Source organism: Methylobacterium sp. J-077 (genome assembly GCF_022829365.1).
Lineage (GTDB): Bacteria > Pseudomonadota > Alphaproteobacteria > Rhizobiales > Beijerinckiaceae > Methylobacterium.
In genome coordinates this window covers 1-15,641 of sequence record NZ_JAKSYJ010000193.1, presented here as the reverse complement: position 1 = coordinate 15,641, position 15,641 = coordinate 1, and the positions used below count along the sequence as shown (strand labels likewise).

The following is a 15,641-nucleotide window of genomic DNA, read 5'->3' as shown; positions in this document are numbered from 1 at the left end:
TGTTCGATCGCCCGGCTGAGGCGCAAGCCGCTCAGGCCAAGCTTGTCGCCGCCGGCATCCCGCAATCGGCGATCAAGCTGGTGCAAGGTGCCCAGACGGCGCGCACGAGCGGCTCATACGACTACCACAAGGACGAGGGCGGCTTCTGGGGCTCGCTCAAGGACTTCTTCATGCCCGAGGAGGATCGCTACGCCTACAGCGAGGGCCTGAGCCGCGGTGGCACGCTGCTGACCGCGAGCGTCGAGCCGGCGCAGACCGAGACGGCCTACGATGTCCTGGAGCAGCACGGCTCGGTCGACCTCGACCAGCGTGAGAGCGCGTGGCGCAAGGAAGGTTGGAGCGGGTACTCGGCGACGGGCGGCACGACGACGGCCAGCTCGACCACGGGCACGACAGCAACCGGAACGGCAGCTACAGGCGCCGCGGCCCTGAAGGGTGCCGGGACGACCACGGGCGAGACCGACTACATCCCGATCGTTGAGGAGCGGCTCAACGTCGGCAAGCGCGTGGCCGAGAGCGGCCGGGTGCGAGTTCGCTCCTTCGTCGTCGAGAAGCCGGTTGAGGAGCAGGTCACCCTGCGCGACGAGACCGTGCACGTCGACCGGCGCGCGGTCGACCGGCCGGTGACGGCGGCCGACGAGGCCTTGTTCGCGAGCAAGACTATCGAGGCGACCGAGATGCGTGAGCAGGCGGTGGTGTCGAAGGAGGCCCGCGTGGTCGAGGAGGTCGGCATCCGCAAGGACGCGGGTCAGCGCACCGAGACCATCACCGACAAGGTGCGGCATACGGAGGTCGAGGTCGAGGACGAGCGCGGCAACGTCAGCCGCACTGGCACGGCCGGTACCGCGACCACCAGCACCACGCCCGGCACGCGCAAGCCGGTCTGATCGACATAAGCGGCGCTGCCTGGAGCTTGGATGCACCGGGCAGCGCACCCTACCGATATCAGACGTCGGATCGGCCGTCCCTCTAACTACCACCAGACAAACAGGCCCTGCCATGTCCCTGAACCGCTCGATCCTCATCGTGTTGCCGTTGCTTGCAGCAGCGCCCGCACTGGCGCAGACGACCGTCACCGGGCAGCCGGCGACGAGTGGTGCTTCCAGCGCGACGTCCGGCGGCCAGAACGCCGTGACGCGGCCGAACACCGATCACAGCCACGACGGCAAGGCAGCCGCCACCAACACGGGGGCGAACGTCAAGTTGGAGCGGGGCGCCAACAGCTTCACTGAGGGTGAGGTCCGCCGGCGGCTTGAGCAAGCCGGCTACCACGAGGTCAAGGACCTGAAGAAGGATGGCGACGGCATCTGGCACGCCAGCGCGATGGTGGACGGCAAAGCTGCCAGCGTCGGCCTCGACTTCAAGGGGAACGTCGCGGTCCAGTAGCCGGTCCCCTCGCTCGATCTGTCCCACCCGAATTTCTCGGAGTCATCCCATGCCAGCACAGACCCTCTCGGCCCTGTACGACCGCTACGACGATGCTGCGGCGGCTGTGACGAAGTTGGAGGCGGCCGGCGTGCCCCACTCCGATATCAGCCTGGTCAGCAACAAGGCGGAGACCGGCAATGCCGGAATGGGAGACACGGCAGACCATGCTGCCACCGGGGCGGGGACGGGCGCGACGCTCGGCACGATCCTAGGCGGTGGCGCGGGCCTCCTCGCCGGCCTCGGGCTGATGGCCATCCCAGGCGTCGGTCCGGTCGTGGCCGCCGGTTGGCTCGTGGCGACGCTGACCGGTGCGGGCATCGGTGCCGCAGCGGGCGGTTTGACCGGCTCGTTGACCGGCGCCGGTGTTACTGAGACCGACGCGCATGCCTACGCCGAGGGTGTGCGCCGCGGCGGCTCGCTGCTGACCGTGAGGGCGGATGAAGCTCACGCCGGTGTGGCCACGCGCATCCTGGAGGAGCACGGTGCCGTCGATCTCGACGCGCGTGCGCAGGGTTGGGAGAGCGAGGGCTGGAGCAGCAAGACTGCCGACGAGGCCCCAAGGGACACATCGACCTTGATCGGCTCGGACGCGGCCGCCGGCTCGCTCGTGCGCGAGAACGATGCGGTGAGCGCTCCCATGGCCGGTACGGACACGTCGATGTCGGGTGCCCGCAGGGTGCGTGTCTACAACCACCCAGTCTGATCCTCGGCATCCATCCTTGGGTCCGGCCTCATCGTCGACCCATACGATCATCCCGGCCTGAGGGCCGCTCCCGGAGCACCACCCATGGGCCTACTCGACAGTATCATCGGCAGCGTGGTCGGCGGTAACGCCGGTCAGCGACAGGGCGGCAGCGCGAACCCCCTCGTCGGCGTCCTGATGAGCCTTCTGGCCGCGCGAGCCGGAGGCGGCGGACTCGGCGGCATGTTGGGTAACGCGGGCGGCGGCATGGTTGGCGCCGGTCAGGGCGGTCCCGGCGGTCTGCTCGGCGGCGGCGGGGCCAGTGGGCTCGGTGCCCTCGTGGAACAGTTCACCCAGGCTGGCCACAGCGGGGCGATCAACTCGTGGATCGGCCAAGGTCAGAACCAACCGATCGCGCCGCATGACCTCGGCGACGCGCTCGGTCCCGAGACGGTAGGCCAGCTCTCGCAGCAGACCGGTATGGGCAGCTCCGACCTGCTGTCGCAACTCTCGCAGTTGCTGCCCGACGTGGTCGACCAGCTTACCCCGCAGGGTCGTATGCCGACCGAGCAGGAGCACGCGCATTGGTAACGTTCTTCGCGACCGATCACGCCGCCGTTTTATGAGATCACCCTTCGTCAGTTGCAGCAGGGCATATGTTCTGCGGTGCTCGACAGCCTGTCGTGGCAGACCGACCTGTCGCATGGCGACTTACTTTTCCGGCTCCCACAGGAGCTTCCCTCAGTGGTGAACCGCTACGCCCCTGATGGCAGGTTACCCGTGCGCTGACGCGGTGAGCCTGAGGACATTCCGCACGTCGGTCGAGGACGACCTCACCCGGACGCGCCGGTCGACATGACCGCAACGAGCACCGTTATGGTGCCGAACGAGGAACACAGCCATGGCCCAGAACGCGCATCACGAGGCGGCCAAGCATCACGAGGCAGCCGCCAAGTCGCACAAGACGGCCGCCGAGCACCACGAGAAGGGCGACGCCAAGGCGGCCGGCAAGCACTCCGAGGAGGCCCACGGCCATTCGGCGAAGGCGCACGAGAGTTCGACCAAGGCTCACGGCAAGAGCACCGGCAAGCACTGATCGACTCTCGTAGAACCAGCCGGGTCCGCGATGCATGTGGGCCCGGCTGCCAATTCAAGAGGGACACTATGGACGAGAACCGCATCACCGGCGCCGCGAAGGAACTCGGCGGCAAGGTTCAGGGCAAGGTCGGCGACGCGATTGGCGACCGCGAGACCCAGGGCAAGGGCAAGATGACCGAACTGAAGGGTTCGACCGAGAACCTCGTCGGACAGGCCAAGGACGCGGTGCGCGACGTGGCCGACCAAGCGAACGATCTCGCCGGTGAGGCGATCAAGAAGGGGCGCGAGCGCTTCCCTGAGGCCGAGCATGCGTATCGACAGGGCGGTGACGCACTCAGCCAATATGCGAAGGAGTCGCCGCTCATAGTCGTCGCGATGGCGGGCGCGCTCGGTTACCTCCTCGCACTGGTCATCCACGGCCGGAAGTGAAGGCCGCTTCCGTGTGGATTATGCCGCTCGATGCGATCCGAGGCCATCCATGACCGCTGGTGCCAGGGACCTCGAACGCGACGTCGAGGCGAGCCGCGCCAGGCTCGACGGGGCCCTCGATCGGTTGCAAGTGTGGTTGAACCCGTCCGCTATCGTGGAGGAATTTGCGGTACCGCACGCCGGAGCGAGGCCGGGGCCGCGCTCTACGATGGCGCCCTGCATGCGGTCCGGCACAACCCGCTCTCCGTCCTTCTGATCGCTGGAGGCGTGATGCTGTTGTTGCGGCAGGTGACCAAGCCATCCGTCCGTGTCTATCGCGCCGAGCGCGATCCGGACGTGCGGACGCCGATGCAGCCGTCCGTTCAGGCCTCCTTGGACGTGCCGAGGCGACATTCGGCTGGGGCGGGCAGCACACCGGAGTGAGGCGCCCCCACGATCGGGCTGCGGGACGACGCCTCGCCCAACCTGTCGACGGACTCGAGTGAATGAGCGCTGAGGGCATCCTCGTCGGCATCCACGGCTTGGAGAACAAGCCTCCGCTCGACGAGAAACGGCGCTGGTGGAAGGCTGCTATCGTAGAGGGACTACAGAGAAACTGCGGACATGACGGCGGCGGGTTCCCATTCGAGTTCGTGTACTGGGCGGACCTGCGTTACGATCAGCCGCTCCTCGGCGACGCCAACGATGAGCCCTACCAGCCCGACGGCGGCTCCGGGCCGCTCCCACGCCATCGGCCGGACGCTGATGCGACCTTGAATGATGGCGTCGTCAGCAAAGTCTACCGCGGTTTGGCCGCACTGCAGACTGCGACGGGGGCTACACCGGTCGACGACGCGATCCTCGAGCACCGCTTCGACGATCTGTGGCAGTACCATTCCGAGACGCCGTTCGCCCGGCAGGTCCGGCGCAGGCTCATCGAGGTTCTGGAGCGGCTCGCCGGGCGGCGCGTGCTGCTGGCTGCGCACTCGATGGGTTCGATCATCGCCTATGACGCCTTACGCATGCTCGAACGGGAAAATCCTTCCGTGCAGGTCGAGCACCTCGTGACACTGGGCTCCCCGCTTGGCTTGGCGGAGGTAAGGGCGAAGATCGCCGAGGAGAACGGGGCGGCACGCGTCCCGAACAACGTCAGCCGCTGGACGAACATGGCCGACAACCGCGACCTCGCCGCGGTGGCCGGCGAACTCGCGGAGGTCTTCACGCGCAATGACCGTGGCGTCAGCGTCGACGACATCGCGGTCGTGAACGCGTATCTACGTCCGAACGGCTCGGCAAACCGCCATAAGTCCTACGGCTATCTCCGCACGCCTGAGTTTTCGGAAGTCGCCCTAGGCTTCATGATGCACTCGGACGTGCAGCATGAGCCCGGCTAAGCTGCGAAGGTCAACAAACTTCTGAGAGCAGTGATGCCGTCATAGCGTTCTAATAGGGCCTGCTCTAGCGGAGCGCAGCAGAAGTGAGCAGCGTAGCCGTTCCATCGAGTATTTTTCGACTTTTGTAACGCGCTGGCGCGAACATTCTGGACCCTTGTGGAACGCGGCAAGACAACTACGCACCTAACATGACTGACGAACAGGCTTCTGCGCGACATTTGTCGGAAAAAGCATCGGATTGCCGACATGGTGGCTCGTAGGACATTTATCCTGTTAAGTGCGTTGAGAGCGCGAGCTCTCTTGGATCGGCGATACGGACCTTGCCAAGACGCAGGAGCCGTATCATGTCGTTGGTTGGCTTGAGCATACTGTGCGGCGACGCGCACGGGGTTTGGAGATGCATTCGAACCTCGCCGTGCCGCCATCCACGTCGGTGATCGAGATCGTCAGTCGGTCGCCGGTGCTCAGACGAAGACAGACGGTGGGAACGAGCCAAGCCTGTCGCAGCGAGCGGACACATCCAGAGAGTGTGCCGACCACAATCGAGCCATCGCCCCGCTTCAAGAAGGTCCAAGCGTACTCGACGGCGATCGGCGCTTGGTGTGCAGTCACCACTAGGCCGAGCCCTCTAGCGTTTGACTCGGCCGCCCGCCGTCGCGGTCGCCGACGCTTCGGACGAATAGGCTCCGTCGACTCGATCGGCGAAGGGATATCACTCCCGCTTGGAAATCGAGCATCGCGGTGAACTGAAGTCTTAGCCTTGCGACAAATCCCGGCCGATATTGCCACTTTTACCTGACCTCGCATGCAGTTTCCCGTGCAGAATGTTGCGGAAAAGGCACGCCGACTGGTCGACAAGCAAGACAAACTCATGGGAAGGGATTAACACTTTCGTGAGCGCGTTGCGCTCGGCACGATATAGTTCAAGACGGACCTGCGCGTCGCCAAACGAGCGGCGAACCATATCGGGGTCTACGAATAAAATGCTGACGTTGAGGGGAGGCTTGGTGGCGTCGGTATCGGCGCTGCCGTGGTTGCTGCTGCCTGGTATGGCGGAGGCACAACAAGCTGTGACACTGGGCGAGATCAGCGTCGTCTCGACGTCGCCAGTCGGTGCCGGCGGGGGCAATTCAAGCCGCGCGCAGAACCTCGATAACGCCGCCCAGGCGGTTCCGACGCTCCCGGCGCCCGCCGGTGGATTACGCCTTCGGGGCTCAGAACAACCCCTCAACAAGATCCCCAGCACCGTCGAGACCGTGACGGCGCAGGAGATCGACATCGACCGTGGTACCGATAACGTCATCGCCACGCTGGCACGGCAGACACCCGGCATCAACCTCTCCGACTCGCAGGGCAACTCGAACCGGGTCGACGTGACCTACCGTGGCTTCACCGCCTCGCCGGTCCAGGGCGTGCCGCAAGGGCTGGCCGTCTACCAGAACGGCGTGCGCATCAACGAGGCCTTCGGCGACATCGTCAATTTCGACCTGATCCCCCCGCAGGCGATCCAGCGCATCGACATCGTCACCGGTAATCCGGTCTTCGGTCTCAACGCGATCGGTGGTGCCGTCAACATCCAGATGAAGAACGGCTTTACTTGGCAGGGTACCGAGATCAGCGCTTGGGGCGGCTCAGACGCACGCACCGCCGGCTACCTCGAATACGGCAAGGTCTCCGGGAATTGGAGCTTGTACTTCACCGGCGACGGCCTGAACGACCGCGGCTGGCGCTACGAGAACCCAAGCACGATCGGTCGCCTCTACGCCGACCTCGGCTACCGCACCCCCGACTCCGAGTTCCACCTGATCGGTATGGCCGCGCGCAGCTTCTTCGGCGCGGCCGCCGCGACCCCGGTGGACTTCAGCCACGTCGATCCGCGTGCGATCTTCACATATCCTCAGACAACCACCACCGAGGTTGGCACGATCCAGCTCACCGGCCGGGCCGACCTCTCGCCGACCTGGGACCTCGCCGGGAACGCCTACTTCCGTCGTTTCAGCCAGAACTACGTCGATGGAAACCAGGGCAATTTCGAGCAATGCAGCAAGCAGTCGAGCTATCGTGGCTTCCTCTGCTTTCAAGATGATGCCTTCAACGTGAACGCACCCGCGAAGGGGACCGCCGCCAGGAATGCATTCGCCAATCAGTTCCTGATCCTCGGCCAGCAGAACCAAAAGATCCCGTTCCTGGCAAACGTCCCTTACGCCACGATCGACACGACCAAGACCCAGGCTACCGGCTATGGTGGCTCCCTCCAGGCCGCCAATCGCGACAAGATCTTCGGCCTCGGCAATACGTTCGTGGTCGGCGGCAGCGTCGACGCGGCCGACTTCTCGTTCAAGTCGTCCAGCCAGCTGGGTGTGCTGAACCCGAACCTCTCGGTCACTGTCGATCCGAACAATCCCTACTATGGCACGATCCCCGGCCTGGGCACGCAGATGGTCCGCACCCTCGGTGCCCTCGGCATCGCGCCGAGTTCGGTCGACGGCTCGAACCTGTATCTCGGCCTCTACGCCACCGACACGCTCGACGTGACCGATCGACTGTCGCTCACTGCAGGGGCCCGGCTCAACTATGCCCGCATTCAGACGCGTGACCTCACCGGTTTCTCTCCGGACGTGACGGGCACGCACGAGTACACGAAGGTCAATCCGCTCGCGGGTCTAACCTATCAGTTCACGCCGGCCCTGAACCTCTACGGCAGTTACTCGGAGTCGAACCGCGCGCCGACGCCGCTGGAGTTGTCCTGCTCCAGTCCGAGCCAGCCATGCCTGCTTCCAAACTCGCTTGTGGCCGACCCGCCGCTGAAGCAGGTGACGGGACAGACCTACGAGACCGGCTTCCGAGGTGTCATCCCGGATTTCTACGCTGGCGGTCGCCTGACTTATAAGGCTGGCGTCTTCCGCACGGATCTGCAAAATGATTTGATCCAGTTGGCCACCCCCGGGAATGCCGCCCGGGCCTACTATGTCAACGTCCCGGCGACGCAGCGGCAGGGCATCGAAGTCAGCGCCGAGTATGTCACGCCTGACCTACTGATCTACGCCAACTACGCGCTGATCGATGCGACCTTCCAGTTCAAGGGCACGTTGTCCTCACCCAACAATCCGCTCGCCAGCACCGGAGCGAGCGGGGGCGCCCTGTCCGGCGATATCGTCCCGAATGGCGGCATCCTCGTTCGCCCCGGCAACAAGATGCCCTTGGTTCCCGACCATCAGATCAAGGCCGGGTTCGAGTACAACATCACACCCGAATGGCGATTTGGCGTGAATGTCCAAGCGTTCTCGTCGTCCTACTACCGCGGCGACGAGTCTAACCTTAACCGAAAGCTTCCTGCGTACTACGTGATGAACCTCACAACGAAGTACCAGCTTACAAAGAACCTTGAGATATTTGGTCTAATTACGAACCTCACAAACAATCGCTACACCACGTTTGGCACCTTTGCAGAGACGGGCGCGGTTGCCGGCAACCTCTCGATCAATGACCCACGAACCACGACACTGGCGCAGCCGCTTTCGATTTATGCGGGCTTCAAGTACGCCTTCGGTGCGGATCCAGTACCCATGTCGCCTGAGCCGATTATGCGGAAGTACTGAAACGCGCACGTTTGTTGGCTTGGTCTCTGCATGAACAGCCGCGGGCAGCATAGCCCGCGGCTTATTCTTGATCTAATCCTATTTCTTTGCAGATGAGGCCGCCCTAAACATCCTTTACCTGATCCTGAGCGGATCCGAGTGGGGGTGGAAGATAGGCCCAAGTGAGCATGGCATAGCCAAGGCGCAGTTCGCCGTCGTCTTTGATAAGCGCTTCACTCAGGCCACGGCGGCCTGATGTTCAACCCGCTGCCACCACATGAAATTCCTGCCAGGCTCAGGCTCGGTGATGTTGTACTCAAATTAGGGCGAGGTCGGCCGGATGCCCCCCTGGAAACACCCTGTTCAAGCTGGTTTGATCGAGCCCGTACAGCCGCTGGATCACGCCGCCGAGCAGTGAGCGGTAATCGGTGAGCACTGGGCAATCCCGGTTCTGGGAGAGATGTGCCTCGTCCATGCGCACTTGAGGACCTGCGATGCGGCCGCCGCGAACGCCGCCACCGAGCACCCAGTAGGCGCTACCGTGGCCGTGATCGGTGCCGCGGTTGCCGTTCTCGCGAAACGTCCGGCCGAACTCGGATAGCACCACCACGACGGTATCGGGCCAGCTCGGACCGATCTCCTCGACGAAGCCCGCAAGCCCGCGGCCGAGCTCACCCATCCGGTCCGCGAGATAACCGGTGCCCGCGCCCTGGTTCACGTGCGTGTCCCAGCCGCCGACATCGACGAAGCCAAGGTTGAACGTCTCGCGCATAAGCCGGCCGATGCGTCGCGCCGACAGCTCGAACCCCTTCGGTGAGACCGCCCCGCGGTCGGCCTGATCGGCGTGATCGGAGATCGCGTGGTAGACTTGCTCGCGCACGCGAAATCCCTCGGCGACCGCGCCGGCGAGATTGGTCCCCCGGTACATCGCGGCGATCAGCTTCGCCTGGCGGTCGTCGATGCCGGGCTTGCCGACGCCAGCGATGTTGATGTTCGGCACCGCATCGCCGCCGCGGAAGATCAGTGGCATCTGATCGGTGAAGGCGATCGGCCGAACCCGGGTCAACTCGGCGGCAAGCCTCGCCATAAACCCCGAATTGTAGTCGCGCGAGCCGCCGATGGTCTGCCCGAGCTCGATCGTGTCCTGCGTCTCGAAGTGGCTGCGGGTGAGGTCATCGGTGCCGGCGAACGGCACGAAGGCGGCTTGACCCTTGGCGTAGAGCGGCAGGATGGTGTCGCGCAGCGCCGGGTGCAGGCTCCAGTCGACATCGAGTGCCGAGGCTGCCTTGGGATCAGCCGGGTCGGGCCGCGCCACCGCGAGGTTGGGTCGCGCGTGATAGTAGAATTCACTGCCAGTGGGGATCACCACGTTGGCGGCGTCGTAGGCGCCACGCAGGAACACGACGAGCAGGCGCGCATCCGCCCGCGGCGCCGCCCAGACGCGACCCGCGACCGTGGAGAGACCGAGCGCAGCCGAGGCGCGGATCAGATCGCGACGGTTCATCGCATGAACTCCGGCGAGGCGAGATACAGCGTATTCCAGTCCTGTTGCGATACCGCCTGGGCCAGCGTTGCACGCGTTGCCGGGCTCAGCGTCCCGGCGAGGGTCGAGAAGTACAGGGCATTAGCCACGAGCGGGAAGGCGGGCTCGTCCGGCTGGTCAGGCAACGCCGGCTTGAACAGGCCGGCCGGCCCCGAGCCGATCTGTCGTGCGATCTCGAAGCGCGTGGCGAGCTGCCCCGGGCCGCTCCAGGCTGCGGCGTCGACGGGATAGCCGTCTGGCGTCGATCGGTTGAAAGGGCCTTCGCCGAGACGGTTGAGCCAGCCGAGCACCGGGCCAGTATTGCGGATCACCCGCCCATCATAGGCAAGGCGAACGGCCGAGAGCACGTAGCGCACCGGGTCCTTGAACGCTCTGGCCTGCGCCGCCGTGAAGTCAGGGGCATGAACCAGAGCTTCCATCACCGCGGCGATGTCCCCGTTGGTACGGATGAACACCGCGGCGAGCCGCGCCGTGAGGGTGTCGTCCGGCCGTCGCCCGGTGAAGTAAGCGGCGAGCGCGCGTGAGACGTTGGTTGCCGTCGCCGGATCGCGGCTGATGAAATCGAGCGCCTCCTCCACCTCAGGCCAACCACGCCCCCGGATCGTGTGCCCGAGGAAGAGCTTGTCACCATAATCGTGTCGGTTCGGGTTGAACTCGAACAGCCCGTCGCGGATGAAGTCGGCCGCATGGTCCGGGCGCAGCTTCGGGTCCTCGGGCCGCATGTCGATGCCGACACCCGTGAGGATGCGCGCTAGCGCCTCCACGTCGCCCTGCGTGTAGCCGGAACCCACACCCATCGTGTGCAGCTCCATAATCTCGCGGGCGTAGTTCTCGTTGACGTGACCGGCGGCGTTGTCGGCATTGTCGAGGTAGCGCAGCATCGCCGGATGGCGCAGCGTCGCCATGAGCAGGTCGCGGAAGCGCCCGAGCACGTGCGGGCGGATCGCCGTGTCGAGGTAATCGCCCACCATCGCCCGCAGGTTGGCCTTGCCCTGATGGACGTTGAAGCGATTGAACCAGAACCACGTCAACCGCTCGGGCAGCTGGTCCGAACTGTACAAAGCGCGAAGGACCCAGGCCGCGGTGGCGTCGCGAGCCGCCCCGTTCAGGGCACTCTGGTAGGCGCCCTGAGCAGCCTTCTTCACCTCCGGATCGAGCTCAGTGTTGGCGGCTTTGGCCTGTGCATCGAGCGCCAGCACGCGCTCGAACAACCCGGCCTTCGGGGTAAGCGCATCGACCTGCGCCTGTGCGTCCGGTGGCAGGTGCAGGCCTGTCGGCAGGCGCAGCTGCTCCTTCAACCAACGATCGCGCCCCTCGGCGCGCAGGGCCGCGAAGGCCGAGGGCGTGACGCCCCAAGTCAGTGCATCGAGGAAGGTCACATCCTCAGCGGCGGAAGGTGAGGCGGGTGCCCAGGTCGGCGCCGCTACCAGAGGTCGACCCACGACGAGAAACATCGTCGTGACAGCGGCGATCCGGAGGATGCCAGATGTGGCACGTGACATCGTGGATCCCCGCTGGCCGTCCTGTCAGCCATTCAAGCGTGGCCCCGAGAGCCTGTACCAAGCCTGAAGATAACGTCTCGATGGGATGAGCTCTACGCGGGCGCGGCGGTGGTGAGGACCGCGAGGGCCGTCGCGGCCAGGATCGAGCATCTCATCGCTGTTCTGCCTGAGCTGCGTTGCACGGGCGTGCACCCTCGCCGCGATCTGCGGCGAAGGTTCGGCGGAACACGCACGTTGCCGGCGTCCTACGCCTCGGCACCCTTGGCCTTCCGCGGCCGCCCAGCGCGCTTGGACTTCTCGGAGACGGTCTCCGCGAGCTCAGCAGCCATCGGAGCCGCCTTCCGGCGGTTGTTTCCGAGGCCGAGGCTCTTGGCGAGCGCCGAGCGCTGCTCGGAGTAGCTGGCGGCCGTGGACGGATAGTCCTGCGGTAGCCCGTAGCGCTCCCGGTACTCCTCAATCGTCATGCCATTGCCGGTGATGTGGCGCTTCAGCGTCTTGTACGGCTTGCCATCAATGAAGCTGATCAGCGCCTCGTGTGTGATGGACTTCCGGATCTGGAATGGAGTGGGCTTGTCCACGGCCGGGGCTCCGGCAGTTCCACCTTGACCAAGTCCTGTGAGCGCGGCGTGCATGCTCGCGATCAGTGAAGAAATCTCGTTCGGTTGCAGGTGGTTGTTCGAGACGTAGGCGGAGACAAGATCCGCCGTCAGCTCGACGTAGTTGGTTGCCCCACCCTCAATCGTCTCTGCGTTTTCGTCCACGATGCACACCTATGATTGTTAGGCTTTCACTGTGTGCCGGCAAAGATGATAAAGCAAATGATCTCGGACCTGCTATAGCGAAACAGTCCATAGATCTATGGCCGCGGAACTCTAGCCGCCACAACTACATGCGCGAACGACGCATGTGGTGACGCCGATGGCGCTTCATGTGCCGCGTGCTCATCATACCCCGCTGGCCACCCATGCGCTTCTGCGACGGGCTTTTCACGCTGCCGGGGTTGTTCATGTTGCTCTGAGCGCTGCCGCTACCACTGCCGGCCGGCATCTGAGCGAGAGCCGCCCCTGTGACGGCGAACGTGAGCGCGGCCGCGATGGCGAATGTCTTCATCGACATGGTTTGTTTCCTCCAGGGTGATCCCGTTCGATCAGCCCTGGGCCAAACGTCAGCGCGGCCGATATCGTTCAGGCCCCCGCCACGAACCAGTTTACGGATCGTGCCGTCGTCGCAGCCGCAGCGCTAGGATCAGCGCGCCGGGCCAGAACACCAGGCTGAGCAGGGCGATCGGCCCGATTGGCCGCCCCTTCCACCACGCGATGATGACCGGCAGGAACAGGGCGGGGATCGCCACTGCCAGGAAGGCCCAGAACTCCAGGTCGGATAGGTCCATGTGCAATCCGTAGCTCGTCCTAATGCTACGCTTTCTTCATGTTGGATGGCACAGTGCCGCCGTCATGCCGATCCGGGCCGAGCACCGTTTCTTTTACCCGATCGACTGGCGCGAGCTGTCGATAGCGATCCGCTTTGGCCGGGCGCAGGGGCGCTGCGAAGGCTGCGGGCGGCCACACGGGCGGATGGTCTATCACCTCGGCGACGGGCGCTGGTGGGATGCCGAGGCCAGCCGCTGGCGCGATGGGTGGGGCCGCCGGATCCGGGTAAGGGCGGGTACCGACATCCTCGGCCGCGCTCGCCGAACCCATGTAGTCCTGGCAGCGGCTCACAGAGACCACGACACGGCCAACAACGCCGACGCCAACCTCGCGGCGTTCTGCCAGCGCTGCCACATGATCCACGACCGGCCGGAGCATCAGAGGCGGCGGCGGCGCACGCTGTTCCGGCGGAAGGCATCAGGCGACCTGTTCGGTGGGCCCTATGCCTGAAAGGCACGCCTCTGCTGGATTGTGGCCGCTGCTTTCACGATCGACAGAACACTCTCGCGCGTCGGCGCGTCGGCGATGCTCGTGAACGCCTGGACGAGCTCGACGACCTTCGGATCGTCGAAATAGGTCTGAACGGGCGCGACTCCGGCATCCACCGGCGCCGTGTCGGAGAAAAACGTCTCGACTGGCACCTTGAGCTGATCCGCGATCATCTGCAGACGGCTGGCGCCGACCCGGTTGCGGCCCTTCTCGTACTTCTGCACCTGCTGGAAGCTCACCCCAATGGCGTGACCGAGCGCGGTCTGGCTCAGACCCTGTGCCGCCCGAAGCGCCGCGATGCGGCTGCCGATCGCGCGATCAGCTTCAGTCGCCAGCTTCGGTGTATTGGTGGCGGTCATCGCAGGATTGGCTTTCTACGAGGGGATGCCGGAACGCGCAGCTACTAGTCCAGCCGCCTAAAATCGACTGAGGATTGTACCTGATTGTGCCAGACAACCGTTAGTGCAGCTGAGCAACAGCTGCAACTTGCGCAGGGCACGAGTGCAACTCTGGGTATTTTGTAAAAGCGGCGGCGGTCGTATCGCCCCTATGAGGGCTGCAGGTCCTGGCGAGATCGAGCACCTTCCATGGATGAGATTGAGGAGCGGCGCCACGTCGTGCTGCGCAACCTCGCGACGCACGCTGGCCCGGCACGCGACCGACTACGTCTGTCCCTGGACAACGCAGCCCGCTTGGCCTGCCTCGCGCCCGAGGTGATCGCGGCTATCGAGAACGGCAACGGCTGCACGTTCTCGCTCGCTGTGCTGACGCGCGTCGCACTATTCCTGGGGTTGACCGAGCTTGGCATGCCACGCCCTCGGCCGTCGGGGATGGAGTAGCCGAGTCTCAAAAAGCTCGTCGGGGGAAACTTCGGCCTGAGCCGGCACGTACCGCTGGCCCATGAGCAACCTGCACGACAAGCCCACCTCCCTAGATGCCGCGTTAGCTGTGCAGATCCATGCCGCACGCATACGTGGCGCCTACTCGATCGAGACTTTGTCTGCGCTAGCCCAGGTCGATCCCGAGGCTATCGTCGGGCTTGAGAATGGCGCGCCGATCGCCGACGTCGGAGCTCGGGATCGCGTCATGGTCGTGCTCGGCCTACATCCAGATGGCCACCGCTATCGAAATATGGATCGATAGTCACCGCTTTGCCAGAGACAACACCGCTGCCTTGCAGGGCCGCAGGCGCCTGATTTCAAAGCCTAGCGTTGCAGCCCATTAACTATTCTCGGGCACGCCATAGCTCCGGCGGCTGCAAGCATTTTTGGATCGACGGCTGCCTCATGAGGCCCGCTGTGTCGCTTCCATCCATATCTATCCGCAGCAAACTCATCGCTGCATTCTCGGTGCTTCTGCTGTTCCTGGGCGGTCTGAGCGCGATCGGTTTGTGGGGCGCATCCACAATCAACGGGCTGCTCCTCGACGTCGAGACAAACTGGCTGCCGAGCGTTCGCACCGCTGGTCAAGTCGATGCTCTGACAGGACGGTACACGACGAGTCTGCTCCGTCATATCCTGACGGACGAACAACAGATGCTGGCCAGCGTCGACAAGGACCTCGCCGATCGTGCCCAGAAGATCGAGACGACCGCCAAAGCCTATGAGGGTCTGATCAGCTCACCCGAGGAACGATCGCTCTACGAAACCTTCTCCCGTGAATGGCGCTCTTTCATGGGCACTGTCGAGCCTATCCTTGTGTTGTCGCGCAAGGGTGAGAAAGCGCAGGCGCTCAGCCTTTATGAAGCCAAAGGTGTGCAACCGCGTCGCAATGCTTCAGCAGCGCTCGACAAGATCATCAAGCTCAACCAGGACGGCGCTCAACAGGCAGAGAAGGATAGTCAGGCGACATATGGTCAGGCGCGCCTGATGCTGGTCGGCGCTGGGCTTGTGGCGGTGGTTCTAGCGATCGCGCTGGCGGCCTTGATCGTCCTGAGCATCTCGCGCGGTATCCGTTCGGTCGTGGGGCCGATGCAATCCCTTGCCGCTGGCGATCTCAACGCTGCCATTCCGCATCAGGGCGAGAAGACCGAGATCGGGACGATCGCAGACGGGGTTCAGGTGTTCAAGGATGGCCTGATCCGCATGAA

Annotated in this window: 20 protein-coding genes; 14 read left to right on the top strand and 6 right to left on the bottom strand. The window is 64.5% G+C overall.

Annotated elements, in window-relative coordinates; genetic code table 11:
* The 10 genes from MKL11_RS22680 to MKL11_RS22640 form a co-directional block, all read left to right on the top strand.
* Positions 1-887: YsnF/AvaK domain-containing protein (locus MKL11_RS22680; RefSeq protein WP_243947516.1), on the top strand; the 887-nt coding region annotated here is incomplete at its 5' end.
* Between the two features lie 112 nt (positions 888-999).
* Entirely contained in the window at positions 1,000-1,386 is a 387-nt protein-coding gene (locus MKL11_RS22675) for a hypothetical protein (protein ID WP_243947515.1), read from the top strand.
* Between the two features lie 49 nt (positions 1,387-1,435).
* On the top strand, positions 1,436-2,131 hold the full coding sequence (locus tag MKL11_RS22670; protein ID WP_243947514.1) for a hypothetical protein: 696 nt from the start codon (positions 1,436-1,438) through the stop codon (positions 2,129-2,131).
* Between the two features lie 84 nt (positions 2,132-2,215).
* The gene (locus MKL11_RS22665) at positions 2,216-2,701 is read left to right on the top strand and encodes a YidB family protein (RefSeq protein ID WP_243947513.1); all 486 of its coding nucleotides are present in this window, start codon (positions 2,216-2,218) and stop codon (positions 2,699-2,701) included.
* Between the two features lie 15 nt (positions 2,702-2,716).
* Complete coding sequence (locus tag MKL11_RS22660; protein WP_313900774.1) at positions 2,717-2,899, top strand: YidB family protein; 183 nt, start codon at positions 2,717-2,719, stop codon at positions 2,897-2,899.
* A 112-nt stretch (positions 2,900-3,011) separates the two neighbouring features.
* Positions 3,012-3,206: a hypothetical protein gene (locus MKL11_RS22655; RefSeq protein ID WP_243947511.1), complete on the top strand. Its 195-nt coding sequence runs from the start codon at positions 3,012-3,014 to the stop codon at positions 3,204-3,206.
* 68 nt (positions 3,207-3,274) lie between these two features.
* Positions 3,275-3,637 (top strand): CsbD family protein, encoded by a 363-nt coding sequence (locus MKL11_RS22650; protein WP_243947510.1) that lies wholly within the window; start codon positions 3,275-3,277, stop codon positions 3,635-3,637.
* A 49-nt stretch (positions 3,638-3,686) separates the two neighbouring features.
* Positions 3,687-3,893: a DUF3618 domain-containing protein gene (locus MKL11_RS33620; protein ID WP_409565897.1), complete on the top strand. Its 207-nt coding sequence runs from the start codon at positions 3,687-3,689 to the stop codon at positions 3,891-3,893.
* A 229-nt stretch (positions 3,894-4,122) separates the two neighbouring features.
* Positions 4,123-5,010, top strand: a complete 888-nt coding sequence (locus MKL11_RS22645; protein ID WP_243947508.1) for a hypothetical protein — start codon at positions 4,123-4,125, stop codon at positions 5,008-5,010.
* A 983-nt stretch (positions 5,011-5,993) separates the two neighbouring features.
* Positions 5,994-8,609 carry a TonB-dependent receptor gene (locus MKL11_RS22640; RefSeq protein ID WP_243947506.1) on the top strand — a complete coding sequence of 872 codons (2,616 nt, stop codon included), beginning with the start codon at positions 5,994-5,996 and terminating at the stop codon, positions 8,607-8,609.
* A 295-nt stretch (positions 8,610-8,904) separates the two neighbouring features.
* On the opposite strand, the gene MKL11_RS22635 is transcribed toward MKL11_RS22640, so the two are convergent.
* The 5 genes from MKL11_RS22635 to MKL11_RS22615 all read right to left on the bottom strand — a co-directional run bounded on the left by MKL11_RS22635 (position 8,905) and on the right by MKL11_RS22615 (position 13,023).
* The gene (locus MKL11_RS22635) at positions 8,905-10,092 is read right to left on the bottom strand and encodes a DUF1501 domain-containing protein (protein ID WP_243947504.1); all 1,188 of its coding nucleotides are present in this window, start codon (positions 10,090-10,092) and stop codon (positions 8,905-8,907) included.
* The gene (locus MKL11_RS22630) at positions 10,089-11,585 is read right to left on the bottom strand and encodes a DUF1800 domain-containing protein (protein ID WP_279600663.1); all 1,497 of its coding nucleotides are present in this window, start codon (positions 11,583-11,585) and stop codon (positions 10,089-10,091) included. The genes MKL11_RS22635 and MKL11_RS22630 overlap by 4 nt, the downstream gene beginning before the upstream one ends.
* Before the next feature lie 293 nt (positions 11,586-11,878).
* Complete coding sequence (locus tag MKL11_RS22625; RefSeq protein WP_243947500.1) at positions 11,879-12,394, bottom strand: MucR family transcriptional regulator; 516 nt, start codon at positions 12,392-12,394, stop codon at positions 11,879-11,881.
* Positions 12,395-12,518: 124 nt separating this feature from the next.
* Entirely contained in the window at positions 12,519-12,749 is a 231-nt protein-coding gene (locus tag MKL11_RS22620) for a hypothetical protein (protein WP_243947498.1), read from the bottom strand.
* Between the two features lie 91 nt (positions 12,750-12,840).
* Complete coding sequence (locus MKL11_RS22615) at positions 12,841-13,023, bottom strand: hypothetical protein (protein WP_243947496.1); 183 nt, start codon at positions 13,021-13,023, stop codon at positions 12,841-12,843.
* A gap of 64 nt (positions 13,024-13,087) precedes the next feature.
* Here MKL11_RS22615 and MKL11_RS22610 point away from each other — a divergent pair, with 64 nt between their 5' ends.
* Positions 13,088-13,513: a hypothetical protein gene (locus MKL11_RS22610; RefSeq protein WP_243947494.1), complete on the top strand. Its 426-nt coding sequence runs from the start codon at positions 13,088-13,090 to the stop codon at positions 13,511-13,513.
* Here the strand turns inward: MKL11_RS22610 and MKL11_RS22605 are convergent.
* Positions 13,504-13,911: a helix-turn-helix domain-containing protein gene (locus MKL11_RS22605; RefSeq protein WP_243947492.1), complete on the bottom strand. Its 408-nt coding sequence runs from the start codon at positions 13,909-13,911 to the stop codon at positions 13,504-13,506. The genes MKL11_RS22610 and MKL11_RS22605 overlap by 10 nt on opposite strands.
* Positions 13,912-14,139: 228 nt before the next feature.
* Between MKL11_RS22605 and MKL11_RS22600 the strand changes: the two genes are divergently transcribed.
* The 3 genes from MKL11_RS22600 to MKL11_RS22590 form a co-directional block, all read left to right on the top strand.
* Positions 14,140-14,391 (top strand): hypothetical protein, encoded by a 252-nt coding sequence (locus MKL11_RS22600; RefSeq protein WP_243947490.1) that lies wholly within the window; start codon positions 14,140-14,142, stop codon positions 14,389-14,391.
* 61 nt (positions 14,392-14,452) lie between these two features.
* Complete coding sequence (locus MKL11_RS22595) at positions 14,453-14,695, top strand: hypothetical protein (protein WP_243947488.1); 243 nt, start codon at positions 14,453-14,455, stop codon at positions 14,693-14,695.
* 155 nt (positions 14,696-14,850) lie between these two features.
* A partial coding sequence (locus MKL11_RS22590) for an MCP four helix bundle domain-containing protein (protein ID WP_243947486.1) occupies positions 14,851-15,641 on the top strand: 791 nt, incomplete at its 3' end.

Coding starts and splice junctions, on each gene's coding strand:
- MKL11_RS22675 (WP_243947515.1), top strand. CDS start 1,000: ATGTCCCTGAACCGCTCGATCCTCATCGTGTTGCCGTTGCTTGCAGCA.
- MKL11_RS22670 (WP_243947514.1), top strand. CDS start 1,436: ATGCCAGCACAGACCCTCTCGGCCCTGTACGACCGCTACGACGATGCT.
- MKL11_RS22665 (WP_243947513.1), top strand. CDS start 2,216: ATGGGCCTACTCGACAGTATCATCGGCAGCGTGGTCGGCGGTAACGCC.
- MKL11_RS22655 (WP_243947511.1), top strand. CDS start 3,012: ATGGCCCAGAACGCGCATCACGAGGCGGCCAAGCATCACGAGGCAGCC.
- MKL11_RS22650 (WP_243947510.1), top strand. CDS start 3,275: ATGGACGAGAACCGCATCACCGGCGCCGCGAAGGAACTCGGCGGCAAG.
- MKL11_RS33620 (WP_409565897.1), top strand. CDS start 3,687: ATGACCGCTGGTGCCAGGGACCTCGAACGCGACGTCGAGGCGAGCCGC.
- MKL11_RS22645 (WP_243947508.1), top strand. CDS start 4,123: ATGAGCGCTGAGGGCATCCTCGTCGGCATCCACGGCTTGGAGAACAAG.
- MKL11_RS22640 (WP_243947506.1), top strand. CDS start 5,994: ATGCTGACGTTGAGGGGAGGCTTGGTGGCGTCGGTATCGGCGCTGCCG.
- MKL11_RS22635 (WP_243947504.1), bottom strand. CDS start 10,092: ATGAACCGTCGCGATCTGATCCGCGCCTCGGCTGCGCTCGGTCTCTCC.
- MKL11_RS22630 (WP_279600663.1), bottom strand. CDS start 11,585: ATGTTTCTCGTCGTGGGTCGACCTCTGGTAGCGGCGCCGACCTGGGCA.
- MKL11_RS22620 (WP_243947498.1), bottom strand. CDS start 12,749: ATGTCGATGAAGACATTCGCCATCGCGGCCGCGCTCACGTTCGCCGTC.
- MKL11_RS22615 (WP_243947496.1), bottom strand. CDS start 13,023: ATGGACCTATCCGACCTGGAGTTCTGGGCCTTCCTGGCAGTGGCGATC.
- MKL11_RS22610 (WP_243947494.1), top strand. CDS start 13,088: ATGCCGATCCGGGCCGAGCACCGTTTCTTTTACCCGATCGACTGGCGC.
- MKL11_RS22605 (WP_243947492.1), bottom strand. CDS start 13,911: ATGACCGCCACCAATACACCGAAGCTGGCGACTGAAGCTGATCGCGCG.
- MKL11_RS22600 (WP_243947490.1), top strand. CDS start 14,140: ATGGATGAGATTGAGGAGCGGCGCCACGTCGTGCTGCGCAACCTCGCG.
- MKL11_RS22595 (WP_243947488.1), top strand. CDS start 14,453: ATGAGCAACCTGCACGACAAGCCCACCTCCCTAGATGCCGCGTTAGCT.